Raw genomic sequence first — 12,257 nt, 5'->3', positions numbered from 1 at the left:
GGCGTTATCGAAGTGATGAGGTAGGGCATGGCTCGGTCGAAGAGGCTGGCCTCAACGTGTGAGACGGGTTTCGACGGACTTGGCGGCGCCGTAGTCGTTGAGCCATTCATAGCGAACCATTGCATTGCCCCGAGGCAGGCTCTGCAGGCCCGGCAAGCGGAATTCGTAGGTGTCATGGGGGCCGATCATGCCGCCCTTGCTGGTGTAGGTCTGGTTGCCGACTACCAGCTCGATCTTGTTGTAGGAGGCACTGAACGCTGTAGGGTTTCTACCGCGCAAGGCGAAGCCTTTGCCGTCAGGTACCAGGCTCCAGGTAATTGCCGCAGGGGTGTCCTCGGCAAAACCTTTCAAACCCTCTGGGCGGAAGAACACCTTGATGCGTGAGCGGTAGGCCAGCTGCACGAAGTTGCTGTCTGCGCTTTTCGGCAGAGGCGGTACATCCAGCACGTTCAGCCAGAACACCGACTCAACATCTTGGGGCAGCCGATCTTGGGTGTAGGTCATGCGCAAGGTTTGCGAACGCTGAGCTGCAATGCGTGCAACAGGAGGCATCAGCAGAAACGGTGCATCTGCCTGGTCGGCACGGGATTCAGGGTCGCCGCGGTCTACCCATGCTTGAACGAGGGCTGCTTCGTTGCCAGCATTATCGAGCTTGATGGTGATTTCGCGCTCCTTGGCCGGGTACACCACGCGAGTGCCAGCGATCACTACATTGGCCATGGCAGGTGTCGAGTCGGCCAGCAGCAATACGCTGAATACCGCGCTGGCGGCGCGTACGATAAAAGAAGTTTTCATAGGCTCGGCTCGAAAGGCGCTCGCAGCCAGGCTGCGAGCGCTCAAGATCAGTTGTAGTCCATGGAGAACTGCACATTTGAGGTGACCTTGCCCGGTGTGGCTGCCGCAGTGGCCGCGATGTATTGGGCATAGAACTGCAGGGTCGACGCTTCGCTGGAGATCGCAGTGGAAAGCGATCCGGCGTTGGTCTGCAGGTTGACCGGTGCGAAGTTGGCGTTGAGGATCTGGATCTGTGCGTTGGAGCCATCGGCAGTCTGGTTGACTAGGTTGCCGGTAGCCTCATCGACGGCAGCGCCTTGCTCGAAGCGCACCAGAGCTGTAGCGCCGGTGCACTTGGTCAGCGCCAGCGAGAAGCCTGTACGGCCAGCGGTCTGGCCTACAGTGGCCAGCGAGGAAGCGGCAACGCGCGGCATGGTAACGGTCTTGCTGGTAGTACCCGTGGTGTTACCTTCGATGGCGCAGGTCTGGTTGCTGACTTCACCGCTGAAGTTGATGGTGCCGTCGGCGGCCGATGCGTTCAGCGAGGCGCCAAAGGCCGCAGTAGCGGTGAGCGCGATCAAGACTTTTTTCATTATCAAATTCTCGTGGTTGGACCATCAGAACGACCGATAGCAGGCGATGTGCCAGGGCTCAGGCCTCTGAGGGACGCAATCATAGAATTCACATGGACCGTCCAGAATAAGACGATTCTCAAAACCGTATTCGATGAAGCATCAAGGTCGATGAACGGGCGTGTCAGCCATGATCTGGCAGCGGATGGGTAGGGGTAGAGATGTGCGCCTCGACGTCCTCAAGTCCTCTGAAAGAACGCGCTCCATGCATTTTCAAATGCTTGCAAGACGACTAGACTCAAAAGCTGAAACGATTCACTGATCGGCCTCATAACTCCAAGAAAGGTCTACCTCCATGAAACTGCTTCCCCTCGCCTGTGCCATCTCCGCACTCACCCTCAGCGCCCACGCTCTGGCCTGGAACTTCGTGTTGCTGGACAGCGACAAGCCTGCGCAGAACCAGCGCATCACCAGCGAACAGTTGGGCGTCAAGCTCGACAAGCCGTTCTCCATCACGATGCGCACCCTGCACGGGGGTCGCCAGGAAGGTGTCAGCCTGATCGACATTGATAACGGCACCATGAAGCTGACGCTGGTGCCCACACGGGGCATGAACGTGCTCCACGCCCAGGTGGGCGACGCGCGCATGGGCTGGGATTCGCCCGTGAAAGAAGTGGTCAATCCGGCCTTCATCGAGCTCAACGGCCGGGGAGGCCTGGGCTGGCTGGAGGGCTTCAACGAACTGGTGACGCGCTGCGGCTACGAATGGGTCGGCCATCCGGGCATGGACAACGGTGAGCTGCTGACCCTGCACGGTCGTGCCGCGAACATTCCGGCCAGCAAGGTCACGGTGCACATCGACGAGGCGCCGCCGTATGCGATTCATGTGCGTGGCGAGCTGCAGGAGCAGGCCTTCAAGAAGGTCGATTTCACCGCGCAGACCGAGCTGGTGACCGAACCCGGGACGGCCCGTTTCGTGCTCAACGACACCTTGACCAACAACGGCGACTACCCCAAGGAATACCAGGCGCTGTATCACAGCAACTTCAGCACACCGTTCCTGGAAGAGGGCGCGCGGTTTGCGGCGGCGGTGAAGCAGGTGTCGCCTTTCAACGACAAGGCCAAGGCTGATCTGGGCGATTGGCAGACCTATCGCGCACCCACCAGGGACTATGACGAAACCGTGTACAACGTGGTGCCCTATGGCGATGCCAAGGGCGACACGCTGACCGTGCTGCACAACAAGGCCGGCAGCCTGGGCGTGGCGGTGGGTTTCAACGTCCAGCAGTTGCCGGTGTTCTCGTTGTGGAAGAACACCGACACGCAAGGCCAGGGCTATGTGACCGGGCTGGAGCCGGGCACCAGCTTTTCCTATAACCGCCGTTACCAGCGGCCTTTGAATCTGGTCCCGACCATCGAGCCCAAACAGCAGAAGCACTTCAGCATCAGCTACAGCCTGCTGGCGGACAAACCGGCCGTGGACAAGGCGCTGAAAACCATCCAGACGATTCAGGGCGAGCGCCAGACCGAAGTGCGGCAGACGCCGCTGGTGGACCTGACCAAGGAGTAGCAACAGCGTTGGCGGCAACCGAACAGCCTTGCTCCGGCCAGGGCGCGTTGCAGCCAACGAAAACGCAACAATGGCCATTCATTCGTGACTCTCAAGCAAGAGAGATTTGCGCACTGCCCGCTTACTCCCTGCGGGCAAGGCCTCTAGACTGCGCCCATCGATATTTCTCGCACAGTCAACGAGGCCACCTTCATGAAAAAGATTCTTCTGCTCAACGGCGGCAAGCAGTTCGCCCACTCCGACGGTCGCTACAACCAGACCCTGCATGACGCCGCCGTGGCCTACCTGGACCGCGCCGGCTTCGACGTGAAGCAGACCTTCATCGACGGTGGCTACGACATTGCCGAGGAAGTGCAGAAATACCTCTGGGCCGACGTGGTCATCTACCAGATGCCGGGCTGGTGGATGGGTGCGCCGTGGACCGTGAAAAAATACATCGACGAGGTGTTCACCGAAGGTCATGGCAGCTTGTATGCCAATGACGGCAGGACGCGTTCCGATGCCTCGCAGCGATATGGCAGCGGTGGCTTGCTCAAGGGCAAGCAGTACATGATTTCGGCCACCTGGAACGCGCCGCAGCAGGCGTTCGACGATCCGGCCGACTTCTTCGAGGGCAAAGGCGTGGACGCGGTGTATTTCCCGTTCCACAAGGCCAACGAATTTCTCGACATGACCGCTTTGCCGACCTTCCTCAGCGTCGACGTGATGAAGATGCCGAACATCGACAACGATGTCGCGCGGTATCAGGCGCACCTGGCCAAGGTGCTGGGCTGACGGCACGCTCGCCAGGGGCGAGGATTGGTGTATGTTTCGCAGGTCCTGGTAGATCCGATGAGGCCTGCGTTGAAATCTCGATCCGATGAGCTGCAAGTCTTCGTCGCCGTCATTCAGAGCGGCTCCATTTCTGCCGCCGCCGAGCAGTTCGGCCAGACCCCTTCGGCGGTCAGCCGTACCTTGTCCAAGCTCGAGGCCAAGCTGGACACCACCTTGATCAACCGCACCACGCGGCGCATGGACCTGACCGAAGAGGGGCGGTTTTTCTTCGAGCAGGCCAAGGAGATCCTGGCGCGCATGGATGAGTTGGAAGAGCGCTTGGCGCTGCGTCACCAGACGCCGGCCGGGCGCTTGCGCATCAATGCCGCGTCACCGTTCATGCTGCACGCGATCGTGCCGTACGTGGCGGAGTTTCGTCAGCGCTACCCGGACATTCTGCTAGAGCTCAACAGCAATGATCTGATCATCGATCTGATCGAGCACAGCACCGATGTCGCCATCCGTATCGGGGTATTGGCCGACTCTACCCTGCACGCCCGGTCGCTGGGTTGCAGCCCGCTGAACATCCTCGCCAGCCCCGGCTACCTCGAGCGCCACGGCGTGCCGGAAACGGTCGAGGCCTTGAGCCAGCACGTGCTGCTGGGCTTCACCCAGACCGAAACGCTCAACCACTGGCCGTTGCGCCATGCCGAGGGCGATCGACTGCAGATCCAGCCACGCATGGCGGCGTCCAGTGGCGAAACGTTACGGCAGCTGGCGCTGGAAGGGCAGGGGATCGTCTGCCTCTCGCACTTCATGACCCACGAAGACATTCGCCAGGGCCGCTTGCAGGTGGTGCTGGCCGATGCCAACAGCGGTTACCGCCAGCCGATCAATGCGGTGTACTACCGCAACTCACAGCTGGCATTGCGGATTCAGTGCTTTCTGGACTTCATTCAGGACAAGTTGGCGGCCTACGCCTGCTGAAGCGGCGGGGGATGGATTGCGCCGCTTTCGATACGCCGCTTACCATGACGGCTGATCGCCATTCCCGGGACTCATCATGAAGCGCATCGCATTGCTCGCCGCCCTCGTCACTCTGGCCAGTTGTTCCAGCAAGGGGCCTGACGACGGCAGCCTTGGCAACGAACAGGCGCAGGACATGTTCAAGGAGGCGATGTCGCAGCCGCCCGTGCCGCAGAGTGTGCTGCGCAACGGTGATCGCCTGAGCTTCATGTTGCTGCAGCCCAAGACCGACACGTCGCCGTTCGGCTTTTTGCTGCAAGTCGAGGCGGCGTGTTCCAGCCCCAGCGCCAGCCTCATCTATCTGGACGGGGTGAAACGCATCTATTTCGCCAGCCCCGATGGCAAGTATGCGCCGGCCCGTCCGATCCCGGCTGCGCAGGTAGCGGCGTTGAATGCCAATCCCGCTTTCCAGCGCGCCTGCGCCGCCACTCCCCAGCCCGATTGGCGAGTGCTGTTGGGCAAGGGCGATGAACAATGGGTGCTGATCGACCGTAACAGTTTGGCTACCGTCGAGGGGCAGTTGCAGTTCTGGGCGGCCTACGACTCGCCGACCATCGGCCACGATCAGCCACACAACGCGCCCTATGCACAGAAACGCGAGCGCTATGCCCTGGACTGCGCCAAGCAGACGTTCAGCCTGCTGGCCGGGTATGACCTGGATGAGCACAACACGGTGACCGATGGTGGGGTGTTTTTCGAGCCCAAGACTTACAACGTGAAGGACAGCGACCCGGATTATCGACGGGTGTTCGACGCTGCCTGTGGCAAGCCCGAAGGCCTGGCCGGATTGCCGGCGTTCAGGCCGCGGAGCAAGGCCCCGTTGGTGCTGGCCACCCCGCGCGTGCAGGCGCCGGCGCTGTCGGCGGTCAAGCAGTTGAACATGCCGAAACCGGCAAAGGTGCTGAAACGGGTAGTGGAAACCGGTACGGCCCATCTCAAAGGGCAGAGCGCACCGTTCACCGAGGAAAAATCGTTCAGCCAGGACAAGGCGTCGGGGTTGCTCTCGGTGCGCACCAAAGGCAGCAATTTCGAGGGGCAGGCGGTGAGCTTTCGCGGCTTGGTCGCGTTGGCCCAGCAAACCGTCTACAGCGGCGAAGCGCCGATGGTGGACAACGTCGGTTTGAATGCCATTGCGTTCAGCGGGGACTGGAAGAACATGCCGGTGGGTGCGCAGCTGGGCTATGTGACCGATGGCAAGATGAGCAACAGCGTGGTCGGCGAGTACGGCAAGCCGCGTCAGGCGTTCGACTGCCGTGTCGAGCAGCAGTTGCCCGCGACCCAGGTCAATGGCCGCCTGAGCGGTCAGGCGAAGAAGCTGCGCTGTGCGCACCTGGAAGACAACCTCAAGCGGGTGGAGACGCTGTATTACCTGGAGGATTACGGGTACTTTTTCCGCGCGGGTGTGGACCCGAACGCGTTCTTTCATGAAGAGCGGGTGTTGAAGGAAGTGGAGTGAGCGGGTTGGATCGTGTTGCGGCCGGACGCGGCTTGCGCCGCTGCTACAGGGGATCGGTTTCTGTAGCAGCGGCGTGAGCCGCGTCAGGATGTGAGCGTGCTTTCTTAGACGCGGAAATGGCTGACCATCATCTGCAACTGATTGCCCAGGCGTGCCAACTCGACGCTTGAGGCGGCCGTTTCTTCACTGGCGGCGGCCGTCTGCTCCGATACATCACGCACGTTGATGATGCTGCGGCTGATTTCCTCGGCAACCGAGCTTTGCTGTTCGGCTGCAGCTGCAATCTGCTGGTTCATCGCCTGGATGCTGGACACCGTGCGGGTAATGTTCGCAAGCGAAGTGCCGGCGCGGCGTGTCAGCTCGACACTGCTGTCAGTCAGGCCACGGCTGCTCAACATCACGCTGGCCACCTGTTGCGTGCCCATCTGCAAACCGGCCACCAGACCTTCGATTTCCTCGGTGGATTTCTGCGTACGCTGGGCCAGGCCGCGAACCTCATCGGCCACCACGGCAAAGCCACGTCCGGCCTCGCCTGCGCGGGCCGCCTCGATGGCTGCGTTGAGGGCCAGCAGGTTGGTCTGCTCGGCGACTGCCTTGATCACGTCCATGACGCTGCCGATCTTGTCGCTTTCCTTCTGCAGAGCATTCATCGCTTCGGTGGAACGACGGACTTCGTCGGCCAGTTTCTCGATCTGCGCGATGGCTTCGCCCACCACCTTGTCACCTTCACGCGCTTCGTCGTCAGCGGTGGTGGCGGCCACCGAGGCCTGTTCGGCGTTGCGCGCCACTTCCTGAACGGTCGCGGTCATCTCGTGCATGGCGGTAGCGACCTGATCGGTCTCGACCTTTTGGTTGTTGACCCCGGCACTGGTCTGTTCGGTGACGGCGGATAATTCCTCGGCAGCGCTGGCGATCTGGGTGACGCTGTCGCGGATGCCGCCGATCAGCTCGCGCAGGGTTGCGCCCATGCGCTGGATGCCTTGTTGCAGCACGCCCAGCTCGTCCTTGCGGGTGACTTGCAGGTTCTGACTCAGGTCGCCGCCGGCAATGCGCTCGACAACTTCCAGGGTCTGCTGCAGCGGGCGGGTGATCTGGCGGGTAATGATCCACGCGGCAAGGATCCCGAAGATCAGGGCCAGCAGCGCGGCGCCGATCTGATAGCTGCGCGCTTCGGCGCTTTCGGCATCGCGTCGCTGAATCTGGATCTTGTACAGCTCGTCGCTCAGGCGAACGATTTCGGCGCCTTCCACGGTCATCTCGGCACGCGCCGTAGCGATGTTGGCGATTGCCGCCTTGAAGCCGGCGACTGCATTGCGGTAGTTGCCCAGCGCGGCGTTGAGTTGCTGGAAGCGAGACTGCTCGGTGGGCAGGCGGGCGGACAGCTGCTGCAGCTCGGCCACGGCGCGGTCCATCTGGGCGAAGGCGGCCTGTTCGGATTTTTCATTGACGTTGCTGGTATAGGCGAGCACGTCGTAGCGCGTCTGCTGGATCAGTTCACGGACGCGGGTAATGGCCTGGAATTCGTCGAAGCGCAGGTCGCCGTCGGGCACTGCAAGCACCGCCTGATTGATCTGGTTGACCAGCTCGGTGGCAGCCGTCGCCGTGGCGGTCATGTTCTGCCGCGCGACATTGCTGGCCTTGTAGCCGTCGCGCATCTGGTTCAACGACTTCTGATACGCGTCGATCTGCTCGGACTGGGCCTTGAGGCGCTGCAGGTTCTCGGGGCTCTTGAAGCCGTCGATCAGTTTCTTCTGCTGGGTCTCGAAGGCGTCCAGTTGGGTCTGCACGGTTTGCGCAGATGCATCATCGCCGTTGGCCAGCATGTATTGCAGGCGCACGATGCGCAGCTTGGTCAGGCTGTTGTTCAGTTCGGAAATGTCGCTCATCCAGTTGCTGCGCTGGATCAGGCTGCTCAAGCTGGTCCAGCCGGTCAGCGCCAGCAGCGCGGTCAATACCAGCACCAGGCCAAAGCCCAGCGCAAGTTTTCGGGTAACGCTGATATTGCCGAACCAGCCGTTCATAAATGTGCTCCTGACAGTAAAGGATCAGACCTGGACGACCGTCGTTGTGGTTATGGGTGGTCGCCATGAAAAGGTCTTCTTGATCCCCCCATATCGGCACCTCGTCGCAGAGCTGAAACAAAAAGTCGGATCACCGAGGCAAAAAAAAACGGCGCGATCGAGATCGCACCGTCTGGTTGTTGCGGCCGCTGCATCAAGCGATCGGCTGCGAACTCCACTCACCGTTTACCAGGCGTTGCAGACCCAGCGGGTTGGCATTGCGCAGCGCTTCGGGCAGCAGCGCGTCCGGGTAGTTCTGGTAGCAGACCGGACGCAGGAAGCGGTCGATCGCCAGGGTGCCGACAGAGGTGCCGCGCGCATCCGAGGTGGCTGGGTAAGGGCCGCCGTGGACCATGGCGTCGGACACTTCCACACCGGTCGGGTAGCCGTTGACCAGAATGCGGCCGACTTTCTGTTCCAGCACCGGCACCAGCCATTGGTACTTGACCAGGTCGGTGGCCGGTTCGCCGATCAGGGTGGCGGTCAGCTGTCCGCGCAGCGATTGCAGCGCGGTCTTGAGCTCGGCATCGTCGGCGACTTCGATCACCACGGTGGCCGGGCCGAAGACTTCTTCCTGCAACAGTTCGTCGCCATCGAGCAGCAGGCTCACATCAGCCTTGAACAGTTGCGCCTGAGCCTGTTGGCCTTCCTGCGGGTTACCGGCCAGGTGCGTGATACCTTCATGGGCCAGCAGGTGTTCGACACCTTTGCTGTAGCTGCGCAGACCACCGGCATTGAGCATGGTTTGCGGCGCCTGGGCAGCCATCTGCGTTTGCAGCTGCTCGAGGAAAGCGCTGAAGGCCGGCGAGCGAACGCCGATCACCAGGCCCGGGTTGGTGCAGAACTGGCCACCGCCCATCACCACGGACGCCGCCAGTTCCTTGGCCACGGTTTCGCCGCGGGTGGCCAAGGCGTCCGGCAGCAGGACGACCGGGTTGATACTGGACATTTCAGCGAACACCGGGATCGGCTGGGCACGCTCGGCGGCCATTTTGCACAGCGCATTGCCGCCGTTCAGCGAGCCGGTGAAGCCGACCGCTTGAATGGCCGGATGCTTGACCAGCGGCTCGCCGACGCCGGCACCGAAGATCATGTTGAACACGCCCTTGGGCATGCCGGTCTTTTCTGCAGCACGGATGATGGCGGTGCCGACCAGATCGGCTGTCGCCATGTGCCCGCTGTGGGCCTTGAATACAACCGGGCAACCCGAGGCCAGCGCGGCGGCGGTGTCGCCACCGGCAGTGGAGAACGCCAGGGGGAAGTTGCTGGCGCCGAACACGGCAACCGGGCCGACGCCGATGCGGTACTGGCGCAGGTCGACGCGCGGCAGCGGCTTGCGGTCGGGCAGGGCGAGGTCGATCCGGGCACCGAGGAAGTCGCCACGGCGCAGTACTTTGGCGAACAGACGCATCTGGCCGCTGGTGCGACCGCGTTCGCCTTGGATGCGGCCGGCAGGCAGGGCGGTTTCCTGGCAGACGACTGCTACGAAATCATCACCCAGCGCATCGAGTTCGTCAGCGATGGCATCGAGGAATTCAGCGCGGCGAGCAGGGCTCAGCTGGCGATATTCCAGGAAAGCGTCGTCGGCGGCCTGGCAGGCGGCGTCGACTTCGGCATCGGTGGCCTGGTAGAAGCTATAAGGAAGCGCCTCGCCAGTGGTGGCGTCGACACTCTTGAGTTTGGGCTCGCCACTGGCGCTGCGGTTGCCGCCGATGAAGTTGTGACCGAGGATGTTAGGCATTGTTGTCTCCGTGTCCTGTGGGCGGGTTGTTAACAGACATCATACAACTTGAGCATATACCGGGCAAGTTGCCCCCCGAACCCCCTACTGTAGCAGCGGCGCGAGCCGCGTCGGTGGTCTATGCGGTGAATCAGGCAGACCGCGGTAAGCCACATCGGCATTCGCGCCGAAAGGAAGCAAATAGCCAGCACGCAAGGTAGCGGCGAACAGGGCCTTGGAGGTAAGGTGAGCAATGGTGCATCAATGGCGATCATGCGCGTCGCCCCATGAAGAGAACGAGAGGCCATGCCGCCCATTCCCCTGCTGATCTGCGATGACTCGAACATGGCCCGCAAGCAGCTGCTGCGCGCCCTGCCAGCGGATTGGGACACCACCATCACCCAAGCGGTGAACGGTCGCCAGGCGCTCGAGGCCATTCGCGAGGGCAAGGGCGATGTCATGTTGCTCGACCTGACCATGCCCGACATGGACGGTTATCAAGTCCTGGCAGCACTGCGTGAGCACGGTTTGCGCTGCAAGGTCATCGTCGTCTCCGGCGACGTGCAGGATCAGGCCCTGCGCCGGGTACGCGAACTCGGTGCGCTGGCCTTCATCAAGAAGCCGGCCGAGCCCGACGAGTTGCGCCGAGTCCTGCTCCAGGCCGGCCTGCTGGAAAAGACTACCGGCGGCCCCTTGCGCGGCGGCAGCGACAGCACCATCCACATCGGCTTCATCGACGCTCTGCGCGAGGCCATCAACGTTGCCATGGGCCAGGCTGCTGCCATGCTGGCCAAGGTGCTCGGCGTGTTCATCCACTTGCCCGTACCCAACGTCAACCTGCTCGAAGCCAGCGAGTTGCACATGGTCCTGGCCGACGTGCAGAGTACACAGCCGATCACGGCAATCTGCCAAGGCTTCATCGGCGGCGGCATCGCCGGTGAAGCGATGCTGATCTTCCACGACTGCGACATCGCCGACCTGGCTCGACTGATGAACCGCAGTGCGCTGGACTACTCCGACCAGGAAATGCTTCTGGACCTCTCGTCGGTCATCATCGGCGCCTGCCTCAGCGGCCTGGCCCAGCAGTTGGACGTGATGTTCTCCCAGAGCCATCCGCACCTTCTCGGCGACCACGGCGCGATCGACGACCTGATCGAAGTCGGCAGGCACCGCTGGAAAAAGACCCTGACTGTCGAAATCAGCTACGCGCTGGAAGGCCACTGCATTCATTTCGACTTGCTGTTGCTGTTCACCGAAGACTCGGTGCAGTTGCTGCGCGACAAGCTCGACTACCTGATGAACTGAGCCATGAACAGACCTATCGAACTGGACGAATTTCACTGGCTGCTGGCGATCACGCAGAGCATCGACGTTGGCGTGGTGGTGCTCGACAGCGACTACCAGGTGCAGGTCTGGAACACCTTCATGGAAAACCGCTCCGGCGTGCAACCCAAGGACGCCATCGGCCAGGCCTTTTTCAGCCTGTTCCCGGAGATCGACCGCGAGTGGTTCCGCAAGAAGGTCAGCAGCGTGGTCACCCTCGGCACGCCGGCCTTCACCATCTGGGAACAACGCCCGTACCTGGTGCGCTTCAAGAACTATCAGCCGATCACCGGGCACGAAGCGTTCATGTACCAGAACACCACCATCCTGCCGTTGCGCTCCACCAACAGCGAGATCAAGCACATCTGTGTGGTCATCTACGACGTGACCGACGTGGCCACCAATCGCCGTCAGTTGCAGGCGTCGAACCTGCAACTGCAGAAGCTTTCCAGCACCGATCGCCTGACCGGGTTGTACAACCGTGGTCACTGGGAGGAAGCACTCAAGGTCGAGTACGCACGACACGGGCGCTATGGCCACGCGACCTCGTTGATCATGTTCGACATCGACCACTTCAAACGGGTCAACGACACCTATGGCCACCAGGTGGGCGACCAGGTCATCCAGCGCGTGGCGCAGGTGCTGCGCGCGATGGTCCGTGACTCGGACATCGCCGGACGCTACGGCGGCGAAGAGTTCGCCGTGCTGCTGCCGGACACCGACAAGGCGGGCGGTGCCATATTGGCCGATCGCCTGCGGTTGGCTATCGAAGCCGAAGTGGTGGAGCACGAAAGCGGCCCGGTGCGGTTCACCATCAGCCTGGGCGTCGCCGACCTGGGCTACCCCAGCAACGAGCACCAGCAACTGATCGAATGGGCCGACCAGGCGCTGTACGCCTCCAAGCGCGGCGGCCGCAATCGAGTCACGGTCTACGAGCGGCCCTGATTCGATCGATCCAGGCCGGGCGAAGCGTTCCGCCTTTCGTCTCAGCATGTGAGAGCAT

10 protein-coding genes and 1 pseudogene are annotated in these 12,257 nt (G+C 61.9%); 6 read left to right on the top strand and 5 right to left on the bottom strand.

What is annotated here, in order from left to right:
* Nucleotides 1-51: 51 nt before the first annotated feature.
* Nucleotides 52-795 (bottom strand): fimbrial biogenesis chaperone, encoded by a 744-nt coding sequence (locus H7993_RS20365; RefSeq protein WP_185795466.1) that lies wholly within the window; start codon nucleotides 793-795, stop codon nucleotides 52-54.
* A 47-nt stretch (nucleotides 796-842) separates the two neighbouring features.
* Entirely contained in the window at nucleotides 843-1,367 is a 525-nt protein-coding gene (locus H7993_RS20360) for a fimbrial protein (RefSeq protein ID WP_185795465.1), read from the bottom strand.
* Between the two features lie 334 nt (nucleotides 1,368-1,701).
* Between H7993_RS20360 and H7993_RS20355 the strand changes: the two genes are divergently transcribed.
* The 4 genes from H7993_RS20355 to H7993_RS20340 all read left to right on the top strand — a co-directional run bounded on the left by H7993_RS20355 (nucleotide 1,702) and on the right by H7993_RS20340 (nucleotide 6,151).
* Nucleotides 1,702-2,916, top strand: a complete 1,215-nt coding sequence (locus tag H7993_RS20355; RefSeq protein ID WP_185795464.1) for an aldose 1-epimerase family protein — start codon at nucleotides 1,702-1,704, stop codon at nucleotides 2,914-2,916.
* A 192-nt stretch (nucleotides 2,917-3,108) separates the two neighbouring features.
* On the top strand, nucleotides 3,109-3,690 hold the full coding sequence (gene mdaB / locus H7993_RS20350) for an NADPH:quinone oxidoreductase MdaB (protein WP_122480247.1): 582 nt from the start codon (nucleotides 3,109-3,111) through the stop codon (nucleotides 3,688-3,690).
* 69 nt (nucleotides 3,691-3,759) lie between these two features.
* Nucleotides 3,760-4,656 (top strand): LysR family transcriptional regulator, encoded by an 897-nt coding sequence (locus H7993_RS20345; RefSeq protein WP_185795463.1) that lies wholly within the window; start codon nucleotides 3,760-3,762, stop codon nucleotides 4,654-4,656.
* A 76-nt stretch (nucleotides 4,657-4,732) separates the two neighbouring features.
* A complete protein-coding gene (locus tag H7993_RS20340) occupies nucleotides 4,733-6,151 on the top strand; it encodes a hypothetical protein (protein WP_185795462.1) in 1,419 nt (472 codons plus the stop codon).
* 104 nt (nucleotides 6,152-6,255) lie between these two features.
* On the opposite strand, the gene H7993_RS21030 is transcribed toward H7993_RS20340, so the two are convergent.
* From H7993_RS21030 to H7993_RS20330, 3 genes and pseudogenes are all read right to left on the bottom strand, one after another.
* Nucleotides 6,256-6,969, bottom strand: a complete 714-nt coding sequence (locus H7993_RS21030) for a methyl-accepting chemotaxis protein (RefSeq protein ID WP_425312042.1) — start codon at nucleotides 6,967-6,969, stop codon at nucleotides 6,256-6,258.
* 141 nt (nucleotides 6,970-7,110) lie between these two features.
* A pseudogene (locus tag H7993_RS21025) lies at nucleotides 7,111-8,037 on the bottom strand (methyl-accepting chemotaxis protein); the annotation flags it as partial.
* Between the two features lie 328 nt (nucleotides 8,038-8,365).
* Nucleotides 8,366-9,952 carry an aldehyde dehydrogenase (NADP(+)) gene (locus tag H7993_RS20330; protein ID WP_185795460.1) on the bottom strand — a complete coding sequence of 529 codons (1,587 nt, stop codon included), beginning with the start codon at nucleotides 9,950-9,952 and terminating at the stop codon, nucleotides 8,366-8,368.
* A 285-nt stretch (nucleotides 9,953-10,237) separates the two neighbouring features.
* On the opposite strand from H7993_RS20330, the gene H7993_RS20325 reads away from it, so the two are divergent.
* Nucleotides 10,238-11,236, top strand: coding sequence for a response regulator (locus H7993_RS20325; RefSeq protein WP_122480242.1), 999 nt, complete (start codon nucleotides 10,238-10,240; stop codon nucleotides 11,234-11,236).
* A gap of 3 nt (nucleotides 11,237-11,239) precedes the next feature.
* Nucleotides 11,240-12,199, top strand: a complete 960-nt coding sequence (locus tag H7993_RS20320; protein ID WP_185795459.1) for a sensor domain-containing diguanylate cyclase — start codon at nucleotides 11,240-11,242, stop codon at nucleotides 12,197-12,199.
* Nucleotides 12,200-12,257: the final 58 nt, after the last annotated feature.

Origin of the sequence: Pseudomonas baltica, from assembly GCF_014235765.1 — a bacterium.
In the GTDB taxonomy this organism is placed as follows: Bacteria; Pseudomonadota; Gammaproteobacteria; order Pseudomonadales; family Pseudomonadaceae; genus Aquipseudomonas; species Aquipseudomonas baltica.
This window is presented reverse-complemented; position numbering and strand designations above follow the sequence as displayed.